Origin of the sequence: Amycolatopsis sp. NPDC049159 (assembly GCF_040648295.1) — a bacterium.
Taxonomy (GTDB): Bacteria; Actinomycetota; Actinomycetes; order Mycobacteriales; family Pseudonocardiaceae; genus Amycolatopsis; species Amycolatopsis pretoriensis_A.
Map to the genome: position 1 here is coordinate 103,316 of NZ_JBEZDL010000018.1, position 25,530 is coordinate 128,845.

Annotated in this window: 21 protein-coding genes and 1 pseudogene; 11 read left to right on the top strand and 11 right to left on the bottom strand. The window is 70.7% G+C overall.

The features are described from left to right. Nucleotides 1-2: 2 nt before the first annotated feature. Genes AB0B33_RS30640 through AB0B33_RS30650 form a run of 3 tightly spaced genes read right to left on the bottom strand, consistent with a single transcriptional unit; the run spans nucleotide 3 to nucleotide 4,221 of the window. Nucleotides 3-2,027 (bottom strand): VanW family protein, encoded by a 2,025-nt coding sequence (locus AB0B33_RS30640; RefSeq protein WP_360777910.1) that lies wholly within the window; start codon nucleotides 2,025-2,027, stop codon nucleotides 3-5. A gap of 42 nt (nucleotides 2,028-2,069) precedes the next feature. Continuing rightward, entirely contained in the window at nucleotides 2,070-2,402 is a 333-nt protein-coding gene (locus tag AB0B33_RS30645; protein WP_247016577.1) for a co-chaperone GroES, read from the bottom strand. A 1-nt stretch (nucleotide 2,403) separates the two neighbouring features. Continuing rightward, complete coding sequence (locus tag AB0B33_RS30650; RefSeq protein WP_360778124.1) at nucleotides 2,404-4,221, bottom strand: NHL domain-containing thioredoxin family protein; 1,818 nt, start codon at nucleotides 4,219-4,221, stop codon at nucleotides 2,404-2,406. A gap of 164 nt (nucleotides 4,222-4,385) precedes the next feature. On the opposite strand from AB0B33_RS30650, the gene AB0B33_RS30655 reads away from it, so the two are divergent. Beyond that, nucleotides 4,386-4,961 carry a hypothetical protein gene (locus AB0B33_RS30655; protein WP_360777912.1) on the top strand — a complete coding sequence of 192 codons (576 nt, stop codon included), beginning with the start codon at nucleotides 4,386-4,388 and terminating at the stop codon, nucleotides 4,959-4,961. 30 nt (nucleotides 4,962-4,991) lie between these two features. On the opposite strand, the gene AB0B33_RS30660 is transcribed toward AB0B33_RS30655, so the two are convergent. Genes AB0B33_RS30660 through AB0B33_RS30675 form a run of 4 tightly spaced genes read right to left on the bottom strand, consistent with a single transcriptional unit; the run spans nucleotide 4,992 to nucleotide 10,032 of the window. Beyond that, nucleotides 4,992-7,307, bottom strand: a complete 2,316-nt coding sequence (locus AB0B33_RS30660) for an oxidoreductase (protein WP_360777915.1) — start codon at nucleotides 7,305-7,307, stop codon at nucleotides 4,992-4,994. Between the two features lie 55 nt (nucleotides 7,308-7,362). After that, the gene (locus tag AB0B33_RS30665) at nucleotides 7,363-8,136 is read right to left on the bottom strand and encodes an amino acid ABC transporter ATP-binding protein (RefSeq protein ID WP_360777917.1); all 774 of its coding nucleotides are present in this window, start codon (nucleotides 8,134-8,136) and stop codon (nucleotides 7,363-7,365) included. After that, nucleotides 8,136-9,083, bottom strand: a complete 948-nt coding sequence (locus AB0B33_RS30670) for an amino acid ABC transporter permease (protein WP_360777919.1) — start codon at nucleotides 9,081-9,083, stop codon at nucleotides 8,136-8,138. The genes AB0B33_RS30665 and AB0B33_RS30670 overlap by 1 nt, the downstream gene beginning before the upstream one ends. Nucleotides 9,084-9,099: 16 nt before the next feature. Beyond that, nucleotides 9,100-10,032, bottom strand: a complete 933-nt coding sequence (locus AB0B33_RS30675; protein ID WP_360777921.1) for an ABC transporter substrate-binding protein — start codon at nucleotides 10,030-10,032, stop codon at nucleotides 9,100-9,102. A 148-nt stretch (nucleotides 10,033-10,180) separates the two neighbouring features. Between AB0B33_RS30675 and AB0B33_RS30680 the strand changes: the two genes are divergently transcribed. From AB0B33_RS30680 to AB0B33_RS30690, 3 genes are read left to right on the top strand one after another with little or no spacing between them, the layout of a single operon-like run. Beyond that, nucleotides 10,181-11,845, top strand: a complete 1,665-nt coding sequence (locus AB0B33_RS30680) for a circularly permuted type 2 ATP-grasp protein (RefSeq protein WP_360777923.1) — start codon at nucleotides 10,181-10,183, stop codon at nucleotides 11,843-11,845. 10 nt (nucleotides 11,846-11,855) lie between these two features. After that, a complete protein-coding gene (locus AB0B33_RS30685) occupies nucleotides 11,856-12,803 on the top strand; it encodes an alpha-E domain-containing protein (RefSeq protein ID WP_360777925.1) in 948 nt (315 codons plus the stop codon). After that, nucleotides 12,800-13,642: a transglutaminase family protein gene (locus AB0B33_RS30690; protein ID WP_247016562.1), complete on the top strand. Its 843-nt coding sequence runs from the start codon at nucleotides 12,800-12,802 to the stop codon at nucleotides 13,640-13,642. Before AB0B33_RS30685 ends, AB0B33_RS30690 begins: the two co-directional genes overlap by 4 nt. On the opposite strand, the gene AB0B33_RS30695 is transcribed toward AB0B33_RS30690, so the two are convergent. Next, a complete protein-coding gene (locus AB0B33_RS30695) occupies nucleotides 13,639-14,676 on the bottom strand; it encodes a hypothetical protein (RefSeq protein WP_360777927.1) in 1,038 nt (345 codons plus the stop codon). The two genes, AB0B33_RS30690 and AB0B33_RS30695, sit on opposite strands and share 4 nt — an antisense overlap. Nucleotides 14,677-14,760: 84 nt before the next feature. Between AB0B33_RS30695 and AB0B33_RS30700 the strand changes: the two genes are divergently transcribed. Then, nucleotides 14,761-15,321, top strand: a complete 561-nt coding sequence (locus tag AB0B33_RS30700) for a helix-turn-helix domain-containing protein (RefSeq protein ID WP_360777929.1) — start codon at nucleotides 14,761-14,763, stop codon at nucleotides 15,319-15,321. Nucleotides 15,322-15,393: 72 nt separating this feature from the next. Here AB0B33_RS30700 and AB0B33_RS30705 read toward each other — a convergent pair whose 3' ends face one another. Continuing rightward, nucleotides 15,394-16,815, bottom strand: a complete 1,422-nt coding sequence (locus AB0B33_RS30705; protein WP_360777931.1) for a M20/M25/M40 family metallo-hydrolase — start codon at nucleotides 16,813-16,815, stop codon at nucleotides 15,394-15,396. Between the two features lie 368 nt (nucleotides 16,816-17,183). Here AB0B33_RS30705 and pdhA point away from each other — a divergent pair, with 368 nt between their 5' ends. The 3 genes from pdhA to AB0B33_RS30720 are packed head-to-tail and all read left to right on the top strand — an operon-like array spanning nucleotide 17,184 to nucleotide 20,734. Continuing rightward, nucleotides 17,184-18,389 carry a pyruvate dehydrogenase (acetyl-transferring) E1 component subunit alpha gene (gene pdhA / locus AB0B33_RS30710; protein ID WP_360777933.1) on the top strand — a complete coding sequence of 402 codons (1,206 nt, stop codon included), beginning with the start codon at nucleotides 17,184-17,186 and terminating at the stop codon, nucleotides 18,387-18,389. Then, a complete protein-coding gene (locus AB0B33_RS30715; protein ID WP_360777935.1) occupies nucleotides 18,389-19,381 on the top strand; it encodes an alpha-ketoacid dehydrogenase subunit beta in 993 nt (330 codons plus the stop codon). Before pdhA ends, AB0B33_RS30715 begins: the two co-directional genes overlap by 1 nt. A gap of 15 nt (nucleotides 19,382-19,396) precedes the next feature. Then, on the top strand, nucleotides 19,397-20,734 hold the full coding sequence (locus AB0B33_RS30720) for a dihydrolipoamide acetyltransferase family protein (RefSeq protein WP_360777937.1): 1,338 nt from the start codon (nucleotides 19,397-19,399) through the stop codon (nucleotides 20,732-20,734). A gap of 75 nt (nucleotides 20,735-20,809) precedes the next feature. Here AB0B33_RS30720 and AB0B33_RS30725 read toward each other — a convergent pair. Then, nucleotides 20,810-21,013 (bottom strand): annotated as a pseudogene (locus AB0B33_RS30725) (DUF6191 domain-containing protein); the annotation flags it as partial. A gap of 94 nt (nucleotides 21,014-21,107) precedes the next feature. On the opposite strand from AB0B33_RS30725, the gene AB0B33_RS30730 reads away from it, so the two are divergent. Together AB0B33_RS30730 and AB0B33_RS30735 are read left to right on the top strand one after the other, a co-directional pair. After that, a complete protein-coding gene (locus AB0B33_RS30730; RefSeq protein ID WP_360778126.1) occupies nucleotides 21,108-21,695 on the top strand; it encodes a TetR family transcriptional regulator in 588 nt (195 codons plus the stop codon). Between the two features lie 20 nt (nucleotides 21,696-21,715). Continuing rightward, nucleotides 21,716-23,662, top strand: coding sequence for an ABC transporter ATP-binding protein (locus AB0B33_RS30735; protein ID WP_360777938.1), 1,947 nt, complete (start codon nucleotides 21,716-21,718; stop codon nucleotides 23,660-23,662). Here the strand turns inward: AB0B33_RS30735 and AB0B33_RS30740 are convergent. Then, nucleotides 23,619-24,950: a hypothetical protein gene (locus tag AB0B33_RS30740; protein ID WP_360777940.1), complete on the bottom strand. Its 1,332-nt coding sequence runs from the start codon at nucleotides 24,948-24,950 to the stop codon at nucleotides 23,619-23,621. The genes AB0B33_RS30735 and AB0B33_RS30740 overlap by 44 nt on opposite strands. A gap of 68 nt (nucleotides 24,951-25,018) precedes the next feature. Here AB0B33_RS30740 and AB0B33_RS30745 point away from each other — a divergent pair, with 68 nt between their 5' ends. Further along, complete coding sequence (locus AB0B33_RS30745; protein WP_360777942.1) at nucleotides 25,019-25,492, top strand: FxsA family protein; 474 nt, start codon at nucleotides 25,019-25,021, stop codon at nucleotides 25,490-25,492. Nucleotides 25,493-25,530: the final 38 nt, after the last annotated feature.

A 25,530-nucleotide genomic window follows, 5' to 3' on the forward strand; every position in this document is an offset into this window, starting at 1 on the left:
ACTCAACAGAGGATGGTCGGGCGCGGACCGTAGGTCGCCGTGTGCGACGTCCGGCGGACTTCGGCTCCGCTGGCGGCGTCGTAGAGCACGCGCGTGTCGGTGACGCTGAAGCCGGGCGTGCCGATCGACGGCTGGCACGGCGCCGTCCCGCCGGCGCCGAACTGGACGGGTGGCGGCGCGCCGGGCGTCTGGGCGCCGGTCTGGCCTTCGACGCGGTAGTGCCGGGTGCCCCAGATCCGGACGGTCACCGAGTCGCCGGAAACGACGGCCTGGATGGCGATGCCGGTGGGCGCGTCGTTGGTCAGCTTGAGCTCGACGGCGCTGCCGTCGGCGTTGACGGCCTTGGCGTCGCGGCCGGCGGGGTAGCGGTCGAGGTACTGGTCGTGCTCGAGGTGCCCGGCGTCGGTCAGGCCGGCGAGGTAGCCCGCGTTGTACAAAGTGGACGCCAGCTGCGAGACTCCACCGCCGACGACGGTGGCGCCGGTGCCGTCCTCGTTGACCGGCGCGGGCACGTAGCCGGCGTCCGCGGTGCGCGGACCGGAGCGGCCGCCGAGGCTGAACGTCTCACCGGGCTTGACGATGGTGCCGGAGACGCGATCGGCGAGCGTCCGGTTGTTCGTCGCGGCCGGGCCGGCGAGGCCGCCGGTGGTGAACTCGCCGATGACCTCCTTGATGCCGAGCGCGCTGGCGGCGTCGGTGGTCACGCCGGGCTTCGACCCGCTGTAGACGACCGGGAGGTCCCGCCCGCCGGTCTTCTTGAGCACGTCGATGAGCGGCAGGAAGGTCTTCTCCCAGTTGATCTTCCGGGTGTCCTCGGAGGGTTCGACGGCGGGCTGGTCGCCGGTGAAGACGATCTGCGCGTCCTTGCCGTCGGTCTCGGTGCTCGCCAGGGGGTCCTTGAGCGCGCCCTGCAGCTTGCCCTGGTCGATGCGCACCTCGACGGCGCCGCCCTCGACCGCGGCGAACTGGAAGGACGCCGCGATGGCGTCGGGCTTGAGCGGCACGTCCTTGCCCTGGCCGTGCACGACGACGGGCTTCGCGACGGCGGGCACGACGATCTGCTGGTAGGCCGCCATCACCCCGGCCGCGGTCGCCTTGACCGGCGTGATGGCCATGGCGAGCCGGACCCCGCCGGGGTCGAGCCAGTGGTCGGTGACGGTGTGCACGGCGCCGGCCAGGTCGAGCAGCTGCTGCCCCTGCCGCGGCAGGACGGGGTAGGGGTTGACGCCGCCGTCGCTGCCCGGGATCGCCAGGAACCCGACCGCCCCTTCGGTGGCCAGGTGGTCGAGCTTGCCCTGGGCGAGCTGCCGGACGGCGTCGGTGATCTGCCGTTCGTCGGTGCGCGTGGCGACGCCGACCTCGCGGCTGCTGAAGAAGGACATGATCCGCGTGATCGGGCTGAGCGGCTGGTGCCCGGCGAGCCCGAGGGTGTTCGGCCAGTCGAGCCCGAGCCCCGACCGCGACGGCACGAGTTCGGCCTGGACGTCGCCCCCGTGCACGACGACGGGCCGGATCAGCCGCGGCTCGAGTTCCCTGCGCAGCTTGGCTTCGGCGTCGGCGTGGCTCAAGCCCCCGACCTCGATCCCGGCGACGGTCACCCCGCGCGGAACGTCACCGGCGCTGACGACCAGGTCGATCGCGTAGAGGATGACGAACAACCCGAGCGCGAGCCCGACGGCCATCATGGCCCGCGCGACCCCCTTGCGCAGCTTCCGCGCGGGCGTCTCGGGCGGCGGCGCGAGGACGGGGGTTTCGAGCAGCTCGCCGAGCAGGTCATCGGCGAAGAGATCGGTGGTGACGGCGGCATCGTCGCGCCCGGACCCGGCCGCGGCGGCCGCGGGTTCAGGCTCCGCGACGGCCGGCGCGGTTTCGTGCTCAGCCGGCGCGGCGGTTTCGAGCGGCTTCGGCTCCAGCGCGGCCGGTCCTGGCTCGGCGACCTCGTCCGGCACCGACTCCGGCTCGGCAGGCGGCGTCCCGCGCTCCGCGGCGGGCGTTTCCGCGCGCTCGGTCACCTCTTCGTCTGCCACGCCCTCGCCCTCCGCGGGACCCGACTCGCCTACCGATCTCGCCTACAGGTAGAGCCCCGTACCCTGCTCGGTTCGCTCCGTCGCCACCGCGTGGATGTCGCGTTCGCGCATCACCAGGTGCCCTTCGCCCTGGATTTCGACCTCGAGCTGGTCCTCCGGGTTGAAGAGCACGCGGTCGCCCGTCTTCACGTTGCGCACACTGTTGCCCACGCCCAGTACATCACCCCACGCGAGCCGGCGTGCGACCTGCGCCGTCGCGGGGATCACGATGCCGCCGCTGCTGCGGCGCTCGCCTTCCTCCGGGGACAGCCGCACGAGGACGCGGTCGTGCAGCATCTGGATCTCGAGTTTCGCCCCGTCAGACACGGCGTGCATGTTACCCGTCGGTCCGCGGTGCACCGGCCATGACCAGGCTCAGTTCCCGCGCGCCGCCCGGCTCGAGCCGGACCGGGACGCCCCAGTCCTGCCGCGTGATCCGGCACGCCGGGTGCTCGCCGCCGTCGTCGCAGCTCGCGGCCTGGGCCACGACCTGCAGAACGCCCTCGGTGACGCCGTCGGCCAGGCGGATCTTGCGGGTCAGGTTCGTGCCGGTGCCGGTGCCGTCGGCCAGCAGCTCGGGCGGCGACGCGCTGACCTCCAGGCGCGTCGACGGGCCGAAGCGGTCGTCCAGCTTCTCGCCGGGCGGGGCCGTGAACACCACCGAAAAGTCGATCTCGCCCGGCGCGAGCACCGTCGGCGGGCGGCGCACGGCGTGCGCGTCGCCGGTGACGACCGTCGCCTCGCTCGCCGGCAGCGGGCCGACGCGGTGGCCCGCGGACTCGACGACCAGCAGCTCACCCTCGTGCACCAGCAGCCCCTGCGGCTCGGCGAGGCCGGTCGCGATCGTCGTCACCTCGCGGGTGAAGACGTCGAAGGAGCGGACGGCGCCGTTGTAGGTGTCGGCGATCGCGATCTTGTCGCCGGCCAGCACGGCGAGGCCCAGCGGGTGCTGCAGCAGCGCCTGGTCGGCCGGGCCGTCGGTGTGGCCGAAGGAAAAGAGGTCGACGCCGATGGCCGTGTGGACGGTGAAGGACTCGCCGTCCGGCTCGATCCAGCGCAGCGCCGACGTCTCCGCGTCGACGAGCCACAGCTTGTCGCCCTCCACGGCCAGGCCGGACGTCTGCGCGAAGAACGCTTCGCCGACGTCGCCGTCTCGAAGGCCTTCGACGGTCGTCCCGGCGAAGCGGCGGATCGTGCCCGACACCGGGTCGAACACGCCCAGCGTGTGGTTGCCCGCCATCGCGACGACGACCCCGCCCGCCGGCCCCCACCAGGCGACGTCCCACGGACTCGTGAGGTCGACGTCGGCGCCCTTGCCCGAGTCCGGCCCGGTGCGCCACTGGGCGCCGGTGCCGGCGACCGTCGTCACCTCGCCGGTGATGAGGTCGAGGCCGCGCAGCCGGTGACCGGCGGTGTCGGCGACGACGGCGTGGTAACCGACGCGCTCGGCGACGTCGTACGGCAGGAGCGCGACGCCCGACGGCTCGGCGAAGGTCGCGACGTCGAACGGGCCGTCCTGCCCGCCGCGGGCCCCGCTGCCGAAGCGGCGGATGACGGTCTCGCCGTCCGAAGCGAACTCGACGATCGAGTGGTGCCCCGTGTCCGCGACGAGGATCCGGCCCTCGGCGGTGGCGACGGCCTTGCTCGGGAACCGCAGCTCGCCGGGCTGCTCCTCGACCGGGACGTACGGGCTGCCGCCGCGGCGGAGCGTGCCCTTGGCCTCGTGCTTCGCCACGAGGTCGGCGATCACGCGGCGAAGGGCCTCTTCGTGCCCCTCACCAGCGGCGACGTGCACGACGTAGCCCTCGGGGTCGACGACCGCGAGCGTCGGCCACGCGCGGACCGCGTACTGCGACCACAGCTCCATCTTCGGGTCGTTGACCACGGGGTGGTGCACGTCGTAGCGCCGCACGGCGGCTTCGATCGACGCGCGCTCGCCCTCGTGCAGGAACTTCGGCGAGTGGACCCCGATCGTGACCAGCACGTCCGCGAACTCGGCCTCGAGCGGGCGCAGCTCGTCGAGCACGTGGAGGCAGTTGATGCAGCCACTGGTCCAGAAGTCCAGCAGCACGATGCGCCCGCGCAGCTCGGCGAGGGTCAGCGCGCGGCCGCCGGTGTTCAGCCAGACGTCGCCGCGCAGCTCGGGGGCACGCACGCGGCTCTGCGGTCGTGGGGAAGTCACGGCATGAGTGAACTACACGCGCTCACGCTCTGTTCCGCGGTCCGGCCGATGAGAGAACAAACTCACCCCTTGTGGGTGCCTCTGGTGGGGTCGAAAAAGGACGCGCGTGCCGGTGAGCCGCCGCTTAGGCTCGCCCCATGACCCCAGTCCAGCCGGCCGGTGCCCTCACCCCCGAGGAGGCACGGCACCTGCAGGAGAACCTCCGGGAACCCGTGCGCCCGGGGCTGAGCGAAGCCGAACTCGACGACGTCGAGCACCGGTTCGGCTTCCGCTTCGCCGCGGACCACCGCACGTTCCTGTCCGCCGGCGTCCCCATCGGCGACCGCTGGCCCGACTGGCGCTGCGGCAACCCGGAGCAGCTGCGCAAACGTTTGGCGTGGCCGGTCGACGGCGTGCTGTACGACGTCGAACACAACGGCTTCTGGCTCCCCGACTGGGGCACCCGCCCGGTCGGCCCGGAGGACGCGGTCCGCGAAGCCCGGCGGCGCCTGACCGACGTGCCGCAGCTGGTGCCGGTGTGCGGCCACCGCTACCTGCCCGGCGTGGCGGGCACGGTGGGTTACCCGGTGCTGTCGGTGTACCAGACGGACATCATCGTCTACGGCAGTGACCTGCGCGATTACCTGCACCGCGAGTTCGCGACGGGCGGCATCTCGACCGCTCCGCCGGACGGCCCGCGGTACATCCCGTTCTGGTCCCGCTTCCTCGACTAGCCACGGCGGCCCGTCGGCACCAGCACCGGCTCAGCTCTCCCGGCGCAGCATCCGGCTCACGCCGGCCGCCACCGTGGTCGCCAGGATCCAGCCCGACGCCGTGAAGCCCGCCGCCACCCAGTTGTCGGGGCCGTGCATGTACCAGCGGCTCTTGTTGCCGAAGTCCACGATCGGCACCAGCAAGTCGGCCGTGTAGATCACCGGGTTCCACTGCAGGCCCGTGTCCTGCTGGTTCACCACGCACCGCGGGCCGTTCGCGATGATCTGGTGGGCCGGGTCCGAGGTCGCCCAGTGGATGCAGTCGTCCGTGCCCAGGCCGAACCACAGGCTGCCCAGGACCAGCAGCGTGAACAGCCAGCCGAGGGCGCGGACCGGGCGGTAGCCGTAGCCGACCATCGATCGCTGCAGCCAGCTCCACAGCCGCACGCCCGGGCCGAAGAACTTGAAGCCCCTGGCCAGGGCCTCGTACCGGAACTGCTGTTTGCGCAGCGCCACCGTCGAGGCGTGCTCCTCGTTGCCCGCCGCGCGGAGCATGTGGGCCAGCTGGTCGTACGGGCCCGGCCGGTACCCGCGCATCGCTTTTCGCAGGAGCTCGATGCGGTGGTCGAGGGCCGTGTCGTCGTCGAGGGGGATGCCTCGGCCGAGGGCGTCGTAGCGGAAGTCCTCCAGCTCGATGCCGTCGGACGCGGCCCAGAACTCGTCGTTGTCGGTCAGCGTTCCGCAGTGCGCGCGGCGCAGGACGATGCGGCCTTCCGGGGGCAGGTTCGGGGTCAGCGTGAACTCGTCCGCCGCGACGTCGCCCGCGTCCAGGGCCACGTGGAACGGGGGCAGCGACCGCAGCTCCGAACCCCGCAGGTCGACGCGCCGCGCGACCTGGGCGCCGTCCAGGTTGACGCCGCCCTCGGCGGTGAACGGACGGCCGTTGTTGTCGCGGAGCGTCAAGTCGCGGCCGATCCGGCCGGTACGCACATCCAGGGAAAAACTGCTGGTCGCGCGCAGGCCCGGCTCCGTCAGGCGGGTGCCCGCCAGGTTGATCGAACCGCCGACCTCGACGCCTTGCAGCCGCAGCGTGCCGTGGATGGTGGCGTCCGTCAGCTGGAAGTTGCCCGCGATCTTCGACCGGCGGGCCGAGAACACGTCACGGCCGGGGTGGCGGAACATCGAGTTCGACGCCAGGAAGTTGCCGCCGACCGTCACATCGGCCAGCCGGAGCTGACCGGCGGGCACGCGCAGGCTCGTCGCCTCGATGTCGCCGCCGATCTCGGTGCCGTCCAGGTGCAGCGCGCGATCGTAGTACGGCTGCGACTTGCCGCGCTCGACCCTGATCTCGGCGCCGGCCAGCCGCAGCGAGCCGCCGATGCGGGCGTTGACCATGCGCAACGTCCCCAGCGCCTGGAGGCCGTCCGAGAGCTCGACGTTGCCGTCGACGCGCAGGCGGTCGGCGACCAGCGCGGGCCGCGGGTCGAGGTACGGGTCGTTGGACTTCCACGCGTCGACGGCGATCGGCCCGTGCTGGGACACCGTCAGCTTCGCTTCGCGCAGCACGATGTCGCTGTCGACCGTCGCGCTCGGCAGGTAGACGATGCCGGTCGCGGAGAAGCGTTTGCGCTGGCTGGCCGGGCCGTAGTTGTCGACTTCGCAGAGGAGACTGCCGCCGATGTGCAGGCCGTTGCCGTTGAGCGCGAAGCCGTCCGGGTTGTTCAGCGTGGCGCCGGAGAAGTTGACGTTGCCGCCGGTCCGCAGGCCGGGGAGCCGGACTTCGCCGTTCGCGACCATCCGGTAGGCCAGCAGCGCGCCGGTCAGCACGAGCCGGTCGGCGTGGATCGCCTTGCCGTGCGGGTGCGAGATGACGGTGCGGGTGAGCACCATCGACCCCTCGATCACCGCGTCGGTGAAGTTGACGGCGGCGTTCGGCATCCCGCGTTCGCGGTCGTCGCCGCGCTGGACGGTCGTCTCCTCGATCTCGCGGTCGGCGCCGTCGACCTGCACGACGCTGCGGATCAGCCGGACGTCGTTGCGGCTGCGCATGTTGCGGGCCTTGAGCCCGGGCAGCCAGCACTTGCGGAACACCAGGCCGAGCAGGTTCGCCTCGCGCACGTCCGGCGGGTGCTCGAACCGGCAGCGCTCGAACCGGAACAGGAACTTGAGGTCCGCGGCACGCAGGTCGAGCGTGCCGGTGATGTAGGCGTCCTCGACGTAGACGGTCGGGGCGTTCGTCGCCTGCCGCCGCCAGCGCAGCAGCCCGGCGTTGCCGGGTTTCAGCAGGTCTTCGGCCTTGACCTCGTACCGGCGATCGGGGATGCCGGCGAAGGGGTCGAGAGGGGGCAGCGCGCTTTCGGTCGTCAAACGCCCAGCCCCCCTCGCTCACCCGCTTTCAAAATAGCGAATCCGCACGCTTTCGTCAGGCGTTCGGGTTCAGCACCCGGGCGAGGAACGACTTGGTCCGCTCCTCGCGCGGGCTCCCGATGACCTGGTCGGGCGGGCCCTCTTCGACGACGACGCCGCCGTCCATGAACAGGACCTTGTCCGCCACCTCGCGCGCGAACTGCATCTCGTGCGTGACGACGACCATGGTCATGCCGTCCTTGGCGAGCTGCTTCATCACGCCCAGGACGTCGCCGACGAGCTCCGGGTCCAGCGCGGACGTCGGTTCGTCGAACAGCATCAGCTTCGGCTTCATCGCCAGCGCCCGGGCGATGGCGACGCGCTGCTGCTGCCCGCCGGACAGCTGCGCCGGGTAGTTCTTCGCCTTGTCGCCGAGGCCGACGCGGTCCAGCAGCTCCAGCGCGCGCTGCCGCACCTGGGACTTCGGCTCGCGCCGGACCTGGATCGGCGCCTCCATGACGTTTTCGAGCGCCGTCATGTGCGGGAAGAGGTTGAAGCGCTGGAACACCATGCCGATGTCCTTGCGCTGGAACGCGACCTCTTTCTCGCGCAGCTCGTGCAGCTTGTCGCCGCGCTGCCGGTAGCCGACCAGCACGCCGTCGACGTAGAGCCGGCCGGCGTCGATCTTCTCGAGGTGGTTGATGCAGCGCAGGAGGGTCGACTTGCCCGAGCCGGACGGCCCGATCAGGCAGAGCACCTCCCGCTCCTGCACCTCGAGGTCGATGCCCTTCAGGACGTCGACGCTGCCGAAGCTCTTGCAGATCCGCTGCGCGGAAACGACCGGAGCCACTACGCCACCCCTCGACTGCCACCCGAGCCGAACCGGAAGCCCAGCATCCGGCCTGCCCACTTGGTCTTGTTCGCCTCGCCCCGCGAAGTGCCGCGAGCGAACCGCTTCTCGATCTGGACCTGGATCACCGTCAGCACGGACGTCATGAACAGGTACCAGGCTCCGGCGGTGAGCAGCAGGGGCACGGTCTTGTAGTTCTGCGCGTAGATGGTCTGCACCGCGACCATCAGCTCGTAGTAGCCGATGACGACGACCAGCGCCGTCGTCTTCAGCATGGAGATCGTCTCGTTGCCGGTCGGCGGGATGATCACCCGCATGGCCTGCGGGAGGATGATCCGCCGCAACGTCTTCGTCCGGCTCATGCCGAGCGCGCTCGCCGCCTCCAGCTGGCCGTCGTCGACCGACTGGATGCCACCGCGCACGATTTCCGCCATGTACGCGGCTTCGTTGAGGCCCAGGCCGAGCAGCGACGCCGTGAACTGCGTGATCAGCTGGTTGGTGTCCCAGCTGACGAACTCCGGCCCGAACGGCACCCCGAGCCCGAGCCGGGGGTAGGCCAGGGCCAGGAAGTTCCAGATGATCAGCTGCGTGATCAGCGGGGTCCCGCGGAACAGCCAGATGTAGATGGCCGCCGCGCCCGACGTCAGCGGGTTCGGCGAAAGGCGCATGACGGCCAGCAGGATGCCGCCGACGATCCCGATGACCATCGAGATCACCGTGAGGATCAAGGTGTTCTGCAGGCCGCGCAGGATCCGGTCGTCGAAGAGGTAGTCCCCGACGACCGGCCACTGCAGGGCATCGTTCGTGATCACGCTGCGGACCACGATGAACGCGACGAAGAGGATGACCACCCCGGCCACCCAGCGCCCGTAGTGGCGCACCGGGACGGCCTTGATGGGCTCGGCGTCGATCGGCGCCTCGGCAGGAGGCGCTTCGGAGGAGCTCACGAACTCAGTCCTTAACTCAGGAGGCCGGGTTGATCTCCGACTTGGTGACCGCGCCGGTGGCGTTCAGGCCCCACTTGTCCAGGATCTTCTTGTACGCGCCGCTGTCGATCAGCTTCTGGATCGCGCCCTGCACGGCCTTGCCGTAGTCGCCGCTACCCTTCGGCAGCACGATGCCGTAGGGCGCCGTGTCGTAGGGCGCGCCGACGGACTCGAGCAGGCCGTTGGTCTGCTTGACCGCGTAGTCGATGACCGGGGAGTCGGCCAGCTCGCCCTGGACGCGCTTGGCGGTGAGGGCCAGGTTGACGTCGGTCTGGGCCTGCAGCTGGGTGACCTCGATGGCCGGCTTGCCGCCGCCGGTGCACGCGGCGTTCTTCTTGTCGAGGTCCTCGACCTGGGTGGTGCCCTTCTGGACGGCGATCTTCTTGCCGCAGAGGTCGTCGACCTTCAGGCCGTCGGGGTTGCCCTTCAGGACGGCCAGCGAGGTGCCCGCGCTGTAGTAGGAGATCATGTCGACCGACTGCAGCCGGTCGGCGTTGATGCTGAACGACGACATCCCCATCTCGTACTTCTTGGCGCTGATGCCGGGGATGATGCCGTCGAACGAGGAGTTCTGGAACTCCATCTGCACCCCGAGCACCTGGCCGATGGCGGTGCCGAGGTCGACGTCGAAGCCGGTCGCCTTGCCGCCGTCCTGGAACTCGTTCGGCGGGTAGCTCTGGTCCTGGCCGACCACGATCTTGCCGTCGGTCTTCACGGCGGCGGGCACCAGCGCGGCGAGCGCGTCGTCCTTCGCGACGGCGCCGGTGTCACCCGACGAAGCACCGGGCGCCGCGCTGCTGGACGCGACGTCACCCGCACCGCTACCACCGGCACCGCAGGCCACGGTCAAGCCGACCAGGGCGAACGCAGGCAACAGGGCGAGCGCCTTGAGTTGGGTTCCTCGGGCCACGTCGTCACTCCTCGTAGTTCTCAGTTCGTGAGAGCACGCATATTGCCACTCATCCATACCAAAGCACAGCACTGTCGAGTTACAGCGACGTTTCGCACCGCGTCCACCCCGGCGCGAGTGTCGCGCACGAAGGGGCACGTGCGTCAGGATGTCGTTCATGAACGCCACCCCGCCCCGGCTGCCCCCGTCCGGTCGACGCGCGAGGAAGGCGACGACCAGCCGGATCACCCGGCCGGGAGCCCGGTTCGAGGGCTACCTCTCCCCGGAACGGCCGCACGCGGGCGCGTACGACGAGATGTTCGCCGCCGACGGCACGGTCCGCGGCCCGTACCGCGCGTTGTACGAGTCGATCGCGGCGCTCGACGCGCACGACCTGAACTCGCGCTCGGCCGCGCTGGACCGGGCGATGGTCGACCAGGGCATCACGTTTTCCCTCTCCGGGCAGGAGCGGCCGTTCCCGCTGGACCTGGTGCCGCGGGTGCTCCAGGCCGCCGAGTGGACGAAGCTCGAACGCGGCGTGGCCCAGCGCGTCCGCGCGCTCGAAGCGTTCCTCGCCGACGTCTACGGCGACCGGCAGATCCTGCGCGACGGCGTCCTGCCGCGGCGGCTGATCACGTCGTGCGAGCACTTCCACCGGGAGGCGTTCGGCATCACCCCGCCGAACGGCGTGCGCATCCACGTGTCCGGTGTGGACCTGGTGCGCGACGAGGAGGGCACGTTCCGGGTGCTGGAGGACAACCTCCGCAACCCGTCCGGGGTGTCGTACGTGATGGAGAACCGGCGCACGATGGCCCGGGTCTTCCCGGACCTCTTCGCCCAGCACCGCGTGCGCCCGGTCGGTGACTACGCGTCGCACCTGCTGCGGGCGCTGCGCGCGGCGTCCGCGGCGAACGTGGCCGACCCGATGGTCGTCGTGCTCACGCCGGGCGTGCACAACTCGGCGTACTTCGAACACTCGCTGCTGGCCCGGCTGATGGGCGTGGAACTGGTCGAAGGCCGCGACATGTTCTGCCGCGACAACGTCGTCTACCTGCGGACCACCGAGGGCGAGCGCCAGGTCGACGTCGTCTACCGGCGGATCGACGACGAGTTCCTCGATCCGGTGCACTACCGGCCGGACTCGGTGCTCGGCGTCGCCGGGATCCAGAACGCGGCGCGCGCGGGCAACGTCGTGGTCGCGAACGCCATCGGCAACGGCGTCGGCGACGACAAGCTCGTCTACACCTACGTGCCGGAAATGGTGAAGTACTACCTGAACGAGAAGCCGCTGCTGCCCAATGTGGACACGTTCCGGTGCTGGCTGCCCGACGAGTTCGACCACGTGGTGGCGCACCTCGACGAACTGGTGATCAAGCCGGTCGACGGCTCCGGCGGCTACGGGATCGTGTTCGGGCCGGACGCGTCGAAGAAGGAGCTGGACACGCTGCGGCGCAAGCTCCGCGCGCACCGGCGCGGCTGGATCGCGCAGCCGGTGGTCCAGCTCTCGACCGTGCCGGCCAAGGTCGACGACCGGCTCGCGCCGCGGCACGTCGACCTGCGGCCGTTCGCGGTCAACGACGGCAAGGACATCTTCGTGCTGCCCGGCGGCTTGACGCGGGTGGCGCTGCCGGAGGGCAGCCTGGTCGTCAACTCCTCGCAGGGCGGCGGCTCGAAGGACACGTGGGTGCTGGCGTCCCGCGCGTCGACGGCCGAGCGGGAACTGGAGCAGCCCGCGCTCGGCGCGATGTCCACTGTGGACGGCCTGGTCGCCGAGCAGGGGCCGGAGCTCTCCACGTCCCAGCAGCAGCAACAGCAACAGCAACAGCAGAGCTAGGGAGGTTCGAATGCTGGCACGCAACGCGGAATCGCTGTACTGGATCGGCCGGTACGTCGAACGCGCCGACGACACCTCCCGCATCCTCAACGTCTCGGTCCACCAGCTGCTGGAGGACGCGACCGTCGACCCGGACCACGCGAGCCGGCAGCTGCTGGCCGTGCTGGGCATCGACACCCCCGACGGCGAGCCCCTCGACGTCTGGAAGCTGACCGAGCTGGTGGCGTACGCGAAGGACAACCCCGCGTCGATCGTCGGCTCGATCAACTCGGCGCGGGAGAACACCCGCGGCGCGCGCGAAGTCGTCTCGACCGAGCTGTGGGAATGCCTGAACGCGACGTGGAACGCGGTGCCGGACCGGCAGCGGTACGCGCGGCGCGCCGGGCCGCACGCGTTCCTGTCGTTCGTGGAGGAGCGCGCGGCGATGTTCGCCGGCCTCGCCGACTCGACGATGAGCCGCGACGACGGCTGGCTGTTCATGGTGCTCGGCCGCTCGATCGAACGCGCCGACATGGTCGTGCGTCTGCTGCTGTCCCGGGTCGCGGACCGCGCGTCTTCGCCCGGCTGGATCACGGTGCTGCGCTCGGCCGGCGCGCAGGACACGTACCTGCGGACCTACCGGGGCGCGCTCGACGCCGGCCGCGTCGTGCAGTTCCTGTTGCGGGACACGCTGTTCCCGCGTTCGGTGTTCCACGCGCTGCGCCAGGCCGAGGACTGCCTCCAGCGGCTCGATCCGGGCGGCGGCGCGCGCAGCAACGAGAAGTCCGAGGCGCTGCGCGAGCTCGGCCGGGCCCGCAGCGAGCTGGAGTTCCTCCGCCCGTCGGACCTGCTGACCGACCTGCCGCGGCGGCTCGGCGCGTTGCAGACGTCGATCCGGGAGATCGGCGAATCGGTGTCGTTGCAGTACTTCAGCACGTCGCCGTGGGTGGCGTGGAGCGGTGCGGAGGTTTCGCTGTGACGTGGCAGCTGCGCGTGGCGCACCGGACCGGCTACCGGTACGCGACCCCGGCGACGCAGTCCTACAACGAAGCCCGGCTGACCCCGCGCTCGGACCGCCGCCAGACGACGGTGGCGACGCGCATCGAGACGACACCCGCGACGCGTGCGTACCGGTACACGGACTACTGGGGCACGGTCGTGACGTCGTTCGACCTCCACGCGCCGCACACCGAGTTCACGGTGCTCGCGACGTCGGTGGTCGAGACGGCGGACGAGGCCGAGCCGATCCACACGGCGTCGTGGCGCGACCTGCGTTCCGACACGGTCGTCGACCACCGCACCGAGTACCTGACCCCGACCGACTACACCCCGCGTGACGTGACGTTGGCCCGCGAGGCTCGTTCGCTGCGGACCGGCCTGGACCCCGCCGAGTCGGTGCTGGCGGTGTGCGAGTGGGTGAACAAGCAGCTCAAGTACCAACCGGGCACGACGGGCGTCCACTCGACGGCCACCGACGCCTGGCAGGCGCGCGAAGGCGTGTGCCAGGACTTCGCGCACGTGACGCTGGTGATGCTGCGCGCGATCGGCATCCCGGCCCGGTACGTCTCCGGTTACCTGCACACGAAACCGGACGCGAAGCTCGGCGAGGTGGTCGAAGGCGAGTCCCACGCGTGGGTCGACGTCTGGACCGGCGGCTGGTGGGCGTACGACCCGACGAACGCGATCCCGGTCGGCCCGCGCCACGTGTGGGTGGCGATGGGCCGGGACTACGCGGACGTGGCGCCGTTGAAGGGCATCTTCACGGGTGGCGGCCAGTCCACTTTGGACGTCTCGGTCCAGCTGACCCGGCTCGCCTAGAGCAGGAAGGTCCCGCCCGCGGCTTCGGCCACCTCCGCGCCCAGCGCCGACGTCGGTGTGTGCGCGCCCGGCTTGCCCTCGCCGCGGGCCAGGCGGGCCGCGACCTCGGCCACCACCGACGTCGTGAAGTCCATGCCCTCGCCCGCGCGGAGCCAGCCTTCGCGCGTCGTGCCGTCGGGCCAGGTGACGACCGCGTGGCCCCACGAGTGCGCACGTGGGCGCGGGGCCGCCTTCGCCTGGATCCCGGCGAGCCGCCCGATCGCGAACCGGCGCAGCGCCGCGATGGACAGCACCCGGCCGAGCAGGGGCAACACCGCCCGGACCGCGGGGGAGGTGGGCGCGAGGCCGGACGTGATGGTCACCGACGGCGCGCCGCTCGCGCGCTGGGCGGCCACCAGCTCACCCGACGGCACACTCGCGGACTTCGCCGTCTCGCCGTCCGGGAACTCCAGCGTCCGCGCGTTCGCGCCGAGCCGCGCGGGGACCAGGCGGCCGTTCCGGTATTCGCGGCCGCCGGTGGTCAGGGCGTCGACGATGCTGGCGGCCAGCGCGACACCCAGTGCTCCCGCTTCGATGGCGACCGACGCCACCGCGTCGACGTGCACCGCACTCGGCGTCGCGCGCCCTTCGCACAGCTTCGCGACGACGGCTTCCGTGGCCAGGACGCCGAAGCCGGCGCCGGTCACGAACGTGCTGCCGCCGGCGAGGGCCGCCTCGTGCAGGTCCAGCAGCCGCGGGACGGCGACCAGGTCCGCGGCGAGGTCGACGTAGTGGCCGCCGGGCAGGCAGGCGCGCGCGATCGTCCCGGCCGTCGCGGCGTACTCGCCGATCGTGTTGACGACGACCGCCGGCCGCTGCCGCCGGATCTCCGCCGCGATGGCCTCGGCGCCGTCGGCGACGACGAACTTCGAGCCGGTCGCCGCCAGCCGTTCCCGGTTCCGCCCGACCAGCACCGCCGGCACCCCGCGCGCCGCCAGCTCGGCGGTGATGCCGCGACCGGTCCGGCCCAAGGCCCCGAGTACCCAGATCTCCATGTCGACCTCCAGTGACGTCTCAGTGTGTCATCACTGACGCTAGCACGTGACGACACACTGAGACATCGCTTGTAGGCTGGGGCCGTGGCCAGATGGGATCCCGGGACCGCGGACCGGCTGCGGAAAGCCGCGCTGGAGCTCTACGCCGAGCACGGGTACGACGCCGTGACCGTGACGCAGATCGCCGAGCGCGCGGGGATCACCCGCCGCTCGTACTTCCGCTACTTCCCCGACAAGCGCGAAGTCCTCTTCGCGGGCTCCGAGCAGTTGCCGCCCGCGATCGCCGAAGCCGTCCTCGCCGCCGACGACGCCGGGTCCCCGCTGCGCACGGCACTCGCGGCGCTCGCCGACGTCGGCACGCAGGTCACGCGGCTGGTCGACCCGTCACCCGAGCGCCGGGCCGTCATCGCGGCCACCGCGGAGCTCCAGGAGCGCGAGCGGACCAAGGGCGCCGCGATCACCGCCGCGCTCCGCGAAGCCCTCGAACGCCGGGGCACCCCGCCCGACCAGGCGAAAGCGGCCGCACAGGTCGCGACGATCGTCTTCGGCGACGCGTTCGACCGGTGGATCGACGCGGCCGGGAAGCAGGACTTCCCGGACTACCTGGAGACGGCCGCCGCAACCTTGCGCGAAGCCTGCCGCTAAAGCCGCACTTTCACGTGAAAGTGATCTGGAGGGACGACCTCCGGATCACTTTCGTAGGGAAAGTGGCGCGCTTCAGCCGCGGGCGTGGGCGTCCAGGATGTGCGCGACGGCCTCGGTGACCTGCTGCGCGTAGCCCAGGTGCAGCCACTCGTCCGGCACGTGGATGTTCGAGTCCGACCCGCACGCGCCGGTGACCAGGAACTGCGCCTCCGGGTACTTCCGCGAGAGCAGGCCCATGAACGGGATCGACCCGCCCATGCCGGTCGCGCGGTGCGGCTGGCCGAAGACCTCGTCGCTGACCGTGCGCAGGGCCGACGTCAGCCACGGCGCTTCGGTCGGCGCGTTCCAGCCGTCCTCCGCCTGCGGGTTGTCGCCGAAGGAGACCTTCGCGCCGTACGGGACGTCGGTGGTCAGGGCTTTCTTCACGGCTTCGAGCGCCTTCTCGGCGTCGGCCGTCGGCGGCAGCCGGAAGCTCAGGGTGAGCGTGGTGCTCTCGCGCAGGACGTTGCCCGCGTCGGCCGGCTTCGGGAAGCCGTCGGCGCCGATCACCGACAGCGTCGGGCGCCACGCGTTGTTGAGCATCAGCTCCAGCGCGTCTTCCGTGATCACGCGCCCGCCTTCGACCAGCGGGAACGCCTTCGCCAGCGCGTCGGGGAAGTCCTTCGACACGGCTTCGAGCTCGGCCAGCCGGTCCGCCGGGACGTCGACCTTGAGCTCGTCGAGCAGCAGCTCGCCGGTCTCGCTGTCCTCGAGCCGCTCGATCAGGCGCCGCAGCACGCGGAACGAGCTGGCGACCACGCCCGAAGCGACGCCGGAGTGCTGCGCCGAAGCCAGCAGCTGCACGGTGACGTCGAGGTGCAGCATCCCGCGCAGGCTCGTGACCAGCCACAACCGCTCGTAGTCGCTGCCGCCGGCGTCCAGGCAGACGACCAGCGAGACGTCGCCGATCCGCTCCGCCAGGTGCTCGACGTAGGCGGGCAGGTCCGGGCTGCCGGACTCCTCGCCGGTCTCCAGCAGCACGACCGTGCGGGCGTGCTCGCCGCCGGCCGCGTGCACGGCCTCCAGGGCCGTCGTCGCCGCGTAGCCGGAGTAGCCGTCGTCGACGGACCCGCGGCCGTACAGGCGGCCGTCGCGGATCACCGGCGTCCACGGGCCGAGGCCCTCGGACCAGCCGCCGACCGGGGGCTGCTTGTCGAGGTGGCCGTACATCAGGACGGTGCCCTTGTCCGCCGCGCCCGGGGTCGCCGGGACGTCGACGAGCAGCAGGGGCGTGCGGTCTTCGAGCTGCACGACCTCGATGGTGGCGCCGGGCAGGTCGCGCCCGGCGATCCAGGCGCGGACGTGCTCGACGGCGGCGGCGAGGTGGCCGGTCTTGGCCCACTCGGCGTCGAAGGCCGGCGACAGGGCGGGGATCGCCACGAGCCCGGACAAACTGGGGGTGACCTCGTCGGTCCAGGCGGTGACAACGGACTCACGAACGGATTTCTGCTCCACGCCGCCATCGTGCCACGGGGGTCCCGGCGTGCGGCACGTCACAACGTCGCCACCGGTGGTGCGGAAGCGCTCACGCACGGCTGAGTGATCACCCCGCCGTACCAGGTGAACGCCCGGACCGGCGCCCGACCCTCGCAGGTCCGATGCTCGGGCGTCCTAACGTTTGCCCTGTTCAGCGCCTGTTTCTCAGCAACAAATAAGTATCCGTGACTCACCAAAGGGCGGACCATCGTGCCAGGATGTCCGCGTGAACCGTCAACGCCGACGGCGACCGAGCGCTTCGGACCCGATGCGCTGGTCCCCGCCGGTGCAGTCGCTGTGGTCGCCACAAGCGGCCGCCAGAGGCACCGACACGAGGAGTACTGCGCATGCCGTCCGAACAGTGGACGCACCCGGAACCCGGGGACGGGCCCGCCGCCGTGGCGGCCCAGCCCTCCCCGGAGCAGGTCATCGCCGGATTGCGAGCAACCAGCGAAGGTGGCGCTGAGCTGACTCAGCTGCTCACCCCCGAAGGCGAACGGGTGCCGTCGCCCCAGTTCGACAAGTACGTCGACGACATCGACGCCGAAGCCCTGCGCGGCCTGTACCGCGACATGGTGCTGGTGCGGCGGGCCGACCGCGAAGCCAACGCCATGCAGCGCCAGGGCCAGCTCGGCATCTGGGTCCCGCTGCTCGGCCAGGAAGCCGCGCAGATCGGCTCGGGCCGCGCCCTGCGGGCGAACGACATGGCCTTCCCCAGCTACCGCGAACACGGCGTCGCGTTCGCGCGCGGGGTCGACATGAAGGACCTGCTCGGCATCTTCCGGTGCACCGACCACAGTGGCTGGGACTACCAGCGCCACGGCTTCCACCCGTACACGATCGTGATCGGCAACCAGGTGCTCAACGCCGCCGGTTACGCGATGGGGCAGAAGTTCGAGGGCAAGGTCGGCGACGACGACGGCGAAGCGACGATCGTCTACTTCGGAGACGGCGCCACCTCGCAGGGCGACGTCCACGAAGGATTCGTCTGGGCCGCGGTCTACGACGCGCCGCTGGTGTTCTTCTGCCAGAACAACCAGTGGGCGATCTCCGAGCCGACCGAGCGCCAGTCGCGCCTGCCGCTCTACCAGCGCGCCCGCGGCTACGGCTTCCCCGGCATCCGCGTCGACGGCAACGACGTCCTGGCCTGCCTCGCGGTGTCCCGCTGGGCGCTCGACGAGTGCCGCCACGGCAACGGACCCGTCTTGATCGAGGCGTTCACCTACCGGATGGACGCGCACACGACGACCGACGACCCCACCCGCTACCGGCTCTCCGACGAGCTGGAGGAGTGGAAGCTGAAGGACCCGATCGAGCGCGTCCGGGCGTTCCTCGCCCGCGGTGGCGGCGCCGACCAGGCGTTCTTCGACAGCGTCCAGGAAGAGGCCGACGCGTTCGCGGCCGACCTGCGCGAGTACACGTTCAACATGCCGGAACCGCCGCCGGACCGGATCTTCAGCAACGTCTACGCCGAGGGCAACCCGGTGCTGGAGTCGCAGCGCGAAGAGTTCCTGTCCTACCTCGACGGTTTCGCCTCGGCGGGTGAGCACTGATGACCGACCTCCAGAAACTCACCATCGGCAAGGCGCTCAACCTCGGCCTGCGCCGCGCGATGGAAGAAGACCCCAAGGTCCTGATCATGGGCGAGGACGTCGGCAAGCTCGGCGGCGTCTTCCGGATCACCGACGGCCTGCAGAAGGACTTCGGCGAGCAGCGCGTGCTGGACACGCCGCTCGCGGAGTCCGGCATCATCGGCACCGCGGTCGGCCTGGCCGTGCGCGGCTTCCGGCCGGTCTGCGAGATCCAGTTCGAGGGCTTCATCTTCCCGGGCTTCGACCAGATCTCCTCGCAGCTGGCGAAGCTGCACTACCGGACGCAGGGCAAGATCAAGATGCCCGTCGTGATCCGGGTGCCGTTCGGCGGCGGGATCGGCGCGGTCGAGCACCACTCGGAGTCCCCGGAGTCGCTGTTCGCGCACATCCCGGGCCTCAAGGTCGTGTCCATTTCGAACGCCGTGGACGCCTACTGGGGCATCCAGGAAGCGATCAAGTCGGACGACCCGATCCTGTTCTTCGAGCCCAAGCGGCTCTACCACTCGGGTGCGCTGCGCGCGGAGATCGACGTCGCGGGCACGCCGCAGCGGATGTTCTCGTCGCAGGTCGTGCGCGAGGGCACGACCGCGACGGTCGTCGCGTACGGCCCGTCGGTGAAGGTCGCGCTCGACGCGGCCGCCGCGGCGGAGGACGAGGGCAAGTCGCTGGAGGTCATCGACCTGCGCACGCTCTCGCCGCTGGACCTCGGCCCGGTGTTCGAGTCGGTGCGCAAGACCGGACGGCTGATCGCGCTGTCGGAGGCGCCGTCCGAGTCGTCGCTGACGTCGGAGATCGCCGCGCGGGTGCAGCAGGAGTGCTTCTACTCGCTGGAAGCGCCGGTGCTGCGGGTGACCGGGTTCGACACGCCGTACCCGCCGGCCAAGCTCGAGGAGCACTACCTCCCCGACCTGGACCGGGTGCTGCACGCCGTCGACCGTTCACTGGCCTGGTAAGGGGGATCCCGCGCAATGCCGACGTACAAAGAGTTCCCCCTGGCCGACACCGCCGAGGGGCTGACCGAAGCCGACATCCTGAACTGGCACGTCAAGCCGGGCGACACGGTCACGGTCAACCAGATCGTGGTCGAGATCGAGACGGCGAAGGCGGCCGTCGAGCTGCCGATCCCGTGGGCCGGCGTGGTCACGGAGCTGCACGTGGAGCCGGGGCAGACGGTGGAGGTCGGCACGCCGATCCTCACCATCGACGTCGACCCCGGTGGCGCGGCGGCGCCCGCGCCTGCTGCCGCCGCTCCCGCTCCGGCTCCGGTCGAAGAAGAAGAGATGAAGCCGCTGGTCGGCTACGGCTCCAAAGCCGTGGTCACGCAGCGGCGGGCCCGGAAGGGTGCCGCTCCGGCTCCCGCACCGGCCGCGGTGGCCGTCGCCGCTCCACCCGCTCCGGCTCCCGTGGCCCCGGCAGCCCCGGCTGCTCCTCGCGGCGGGTACGTTCCGCTCGCGAAGCCGCCGGTGCGGAAGCTCGCGAAGGATCTCGGCGTCGACCTGCACGCGCTCACCGGCACCGCCGATGGCGGCGTCATCACGCGTGAAGACGTCGAGCGCGCCGCGAACGGGACTGCAGTCGTGCCTCCCGTCGCGGTTGCCGGCAACGGATCGCGCGAGCGGCGGGTGCCGATCAAGGGCGTCCGCAAGATGACCGCCGCGGCGATGGTGCAGAGCGCGTACACCGCTCCGCACGTCACGGAGTTCCTGACCATCGACGTCACGCCGATGATGGAGTTCCGCGAGAAGCTGAAGAAGTCGCGGGAGTTCACCGGGGTCAAGGTCACGCCGCTGACGTTCGCCGCGAAGGCCGTGTGCCTGGCGGCGAAGCGCACGCCGGACATCAACGCGGTCTGGGACGAAGCGGCGCAGGAGATCGTCTACAAGGACTACGTGCACCTGGGCATCGCGGCCGCCACGCCGCGCGGCCTGATCGTGCCGAAGGTCCGCGACGCCGACTCGTTGTCACTCAAGGAGCTGGCGCAGGCGCTGACGAAGCTGACCGACGTCGCCCGCGAGGGCAAGACGTCGCCGGCGGACATGGCGAACGGCACGATCACGATCACCAACGTGGGCGTGTTCGGCGTCGACACGGGCACGCCGATCATCAACCCGGGCGAGTCCGCGATCCTGTGCCTCGGCGCGATCAAGGACCAGCCGTGGGTGGTGGACGGCGAGATCAAGGTCCGCAAGGTGCTCCAGCTGTCCCTGAGCTTCGACCACCGGGTGGTCGACGGCCAGCAGGGTTCGGAGTTCCTTGCCGACGTCGGCGCCCTCCTGGCCGACCCGGCAATGGCGATGACGTACTGAGTTTTCGCAGGTGGAGGGCCGTCCCGGAAGTTCCGGGGCGGCCTTCCGCGGTGACGGCCCCCTGAGGACGATCTTCCCGGCGTCGAGGTCGACGCGAGTGCCGCCAGCGGCTTGGTGATCGTCGACCAGCATCAGCTGGACCTGGCGCTGCTCCAGTTCGTGCTGCTTGGTGCCGCCGAGGATCGCCTCGACCTCTTCGGTCGCGACCGCGCTGGCCATCCGCCGGCCGTCGCCACGGCGGTGCCACGGCAGGAACCGGCGACCCCAGAGCACGCCCATGGCGTCAACCTATCCTCACTTGACGGAGTGAGCACTCACTCCGCAGACTGGTGGCATGACACCAGCACCCGAAACCCGGCGGAGAGCGCCGGGCATGAGCCCCGAAGCGCGGCGCGCCATGATCGTGCACGCGGTGCTGCCGCTTCTCATCGAGCACGGCGCGAACGTGACGACCAGCCAGATCGCCCGCGCCGCCGGCATCGGCGAGGGCACCATCTTCCGCGCGTTCAAGGACAAGGACGAGCTGTTCGACGCCTGCACCGCCGAAGCGCTGCGGCCCGACCACGTGCTCGACGCGATCGCCGAGATCCCGGTCGACCAGCCCCTCGCGGACCGGCTCGTCGAGGCCGCCGAAGCGCTCGGCGCGCACCTCGAGCGGATGGGCGCGCTGATGGGCGCCCTGCACGCGTCCGGCCGGGTCCGGCACCGCGACCCCGAACAGCGCCTCAAGGACCAGCGCAAGACGTGGAAGGGCGGCCGCCGCGAGTCGATGGCCGCCATGCGCGGCGCGATGGTCGAGCTGTTCACGCCGGAGAAGGACCGCCTGCGCCTGCCGCCCGAGCAGCTGGCCGGCCTCTTCCTGACCTTGCTGTTCGGCGGCCGGATGGCCCCGGACGGCGACGTACCCACCCCGCGCCAGGTGGTCGACGTCTTCCTGCACGGCGCCGTGGAGGCCCCGTGATCCCGGGTGGTGGGGGCGGGATGGAGTTCATGATGGCCCGCCGCGGCCGTCGCCGGCACGCGTCGACCGTGCCGGAGAGCGGGCTCACGGGCCCGGTCGACATCCCGGAGCCGAAACCGGAAGACCAGCCGAAGGACCTGCGCTCGCGGCTGAAGCGCGCGAAGACGTCCGTGGCGGGCACGGTCCGCGGCCTGCCGAAGGTCGCGAAGCTGACGTGGCAGGCGAGCCCGCCCCTGACGATCGTGCTCGCGCTGATCACGCTGTTGTCGGGCCTCCTCCCGACGGTGACGGCGTACATCGCGAAGCTGCTGCTCGACTCGGTCGTCGCGGCGATCCAGGGCAAGGGAACCACCGGCGACATCGTGAACGTGGCGCTGTTCCAGTTCGCCGTGCTCGCCGCGACGGCGATCAGCAGCGCGCTGACGTCGATCGCGCAGGCCCTGCTGCAGGAGCGCATGACGCTGACCATCCGCCACCGCGTGATGGCCCACGCGAGCGAACTGCACCTGGCGTACTTCGAGGGTTCGACGTCCTACGACATGCTGCGCCAGGCGGCGCAGGAAGCCCCGACCCGTCCGCTGTCGATGATGAACTCGGCGCTCGGCCTGGTCCGGACGCTGATCACGTTCGGCAGCATGATCGCGCTGCTCGTCTCAATCAGTCCGCTGCTGGCGCTGGTCGCGCTGCTGGCGCCGATCCCGGCGTTCATTTCGCAGTCCAAGTACGGCTCGCGCGCGTTCTGGCTGACGTTCCTGATGTCGCCGATCAAGCGGCGGATGGATTACCTGTCTTCGCTGGTCACGACGGACACGTACGCCAAGGAAACGAAGCTGTTCGGCCTCGGCCCGTACTTCGTCGACCGCTTCCGCCGCCTCGGCCTGGTGTCGTACGAGCGGCAGCGGAAGCTGACGATCAACCGCAACATCAGCTCGACGTCCTGGGGTCTGCTGAGCACGTTCGCGGGCTCGGCGATCGCGCTGTACATCGCACTGGAGGCGGTCGGCGGCCGGCTGACCCTGGGCGACCTGGCCCTCTACACGGCGGCGGCAACGTCCGTGCAGGCGTCGGTGTCCGGGCTGTTCACGGCGTTTTCGGGGATGTACGAGAACAATCTGTACCTGGACACGCTCTACCGCTTCCTGGACACGAAACCCGAGATCGTCGCACCTCCGTCGCCGCGGAAGTTCCCGTCCGTTGTGGACGGTCACATCGAGTTCGATTCGGTGACGTTCGCTTACCCGGGCGCCGAGGAACCGGCACTGGAGGACGTCAGCTTCGAGATCCGCCCGGGCGAGACGGTGGCGGTGGTGGGCCGCAACGGCGCGGGCAAGTCGACGCTGTTCAAGTTGCTCTGCCGCTTGTACGACCCGACCGCCGGCCGCATCCTGTTGGACGGCGTGGACATCCGCGAGTACGACCCGGTCGAGCTGCGCGAGCGGATCAGCGCGATGTTCCAGGACTACGTGACGTACCAAGGAACGGCGGCGGAGAACATCGGGCTGGGCGACCTTTCGCGGTTGGAGGATCGCCCGCACATCGAGGATTCGGCCCGCCGAGCGGGCGCGGACGAGCGCATCGAGCGCCTGCCGTCCGGCTACGACAGCCCGCTGGGCCGGTGGTTCGACCAGGGCGTCTCACTGTCCGGTGGCGAGTGGCAGAAGATCGCGCTGGCGCGGGCTTTCCAGCGGGAGGCACCGTTGTTGATCCTGGACGAGCCGACGTCGGCGTTGGACGCGCAGGCTGAGCACGATCTGTTCGCGCGGCTGCGCCAGCTGTCGGAGGGGCGGACGACGCTGTACATCTCGCACCGGTTCTCGACGGTTCGGCAGGCGGAGCGGATTTTGCTGCTGGACCGGGGGAAGGTGGCGGAGTACGGAACTCATGAGGAGCTGATGGCGGCGAAGGCCGGGTACGCGGAGCTGTTCACGCTCCAGGCGCGGGCGTACTTGGACGAGGTGCCGAGCTAAGGATCCGGACGAACTCCGCGGGGATCTCGGTGCCCCCGCGGAGTTCGACGTTCCGCAGGTTCAACCAGGCTTTGGCGCCCTCGTCCGCGCGAAGCTGGACGGCCACGGTATCGAGCACGCAGTCCCGCAGCCAGACCATCCGCTCGCGATCGCTCCACAGCTCCAGCCGCAGACGGGAGCGCAGGAACCGCACGTCCTCGAAGGTCAGCCGCGGAAAGCCGCCCTCGTCATCGCGCCATCCGGCGTAGAGGCCTTCGAAGTCCACATCGGTGTCGGCCAGCTCCAGCTGCTCGAAACGGAGTTCCCCGGCTTCGATGCTGAGCTGCGTGAAGTCCAGACGCGTGCACGCGACCCGGCACCGGTAGAAGTCGGCCGTCTTCCCTTCGACGGTCGCACCGGCCCAGCTGAGTTCCCGCCCGGTGAACTCGGTTCCGACGAACTCGACCGCGCCGTCGAAAGTCGCCTTCGCGAAGGTTGTGCGCTCGGCGGCGAAGCGCGTGCCGTGGCAGCTGAGGCCGCCGCTGAAGCGCGCGCGGTGGAACGAGGCCGACTCCCCGGTGAACTCCGCCCGGTCGAGGATCAGCCGCCCGCGGAACCGGAGCCCGGAGAAGTCGGCGTTCTCGAACGCGACTTCGGTGAAGTCGAAGTCGATCGGCTGCCGCCACCACCGGAGGCCGGTGAGCCGATCGCGGAACATCCGGAGGATCGCTTCCCGCACCACGGACTCGCCAGGCGTCATGGCCGGCGGCTGAAGCCGCAGGTAGCCGCAGAGGACGTCGACGCAGACCTGGCGCTTGTCCTCCCAGTCGTCAGCGAGCCCGGCAAGGGCGTAGACGCCGGTCAACCGGACCGCGGGACTGTCGTGGGCGAGTTGTTCGGCGGCGGCACCGAGCCGTTCGTTGAACCCTTGAACGGTCTCGCGCCCGGCCTTCTCGACAGCGAGGGCGTGCTCGTTCTCGGTGACCCGCTGCTTCCGGTAGTTGACGGCGAGCAGCACCACCCCACCCAGCCCGGCGACCACGGAGAGAGCGATCTTGAGCAGGTCGAGCAACTGGGCGACGTCGAACGCGGCCGTGGTGGGCAGCCGCGGCCAGCCGAGGAACCAGAGCAGCCCGCCCCCGGCACCGCCCGCAACGACGACGGCGATCGCCAGCCAGACGAGCACGGAGACGGCAATACCGGCTCTCACCTGGGGGAACGCGGGAAGCCGCAGCCGTTGACGCCCGGTCAGTGCGACGACGCCGAGCACCGCGAGCGCGATCAGGAGCCAGCGGAACCAGTCGGGCACGAGGTGTGACCCTAGCCGGTGAATTTCGGCCGCGGGAGCAAATCGGACAGGTCGTTCGTTGTCCCGGTATGGCTGTCGCGTTCCTGCTCTACGTCATCGCCGAGATCGCCGCGATCTGGGCGGTGGGCTCGGCTGTCGGCATCCTCGGCACACTCGGCCTGCTGCTCGGTGGCGCATTCCTGGGCTCGTGGCTGGCCCGCCGCGAGGGCGGCAAGGCGATGCGCGCGTTCGTGGAGTCGGCCCGGCTGGGACGCCCTTCGGAGAAGGAGCTGACCGACGGCATGCTCGTCGGGCTCGGCGGGGTGCTGATCCTGGTGCCGGGGTTCGTGAGCGACGTGCTCGGTTTGCTGTTGATCCTCCCGCCGTCCCGCGCGGTGGCTCGGCGGTTGTGGCTGAAGCGGATGGAGAAGCGAGCGGTCCGGTTCGCGAACCAGCGCCGAGGTCCGGTGATGGTGGTGGACAGCGAGGTTGTGCCTCCGCAGGAGCCCCGGGGTGACCGCCCCCAGCCGACGGTGATCGAAGGCCGCGTCATCGAGGGGTAGTCTCCCGCTGGGCTCGAACCTTGTCACAATGTGCGCGT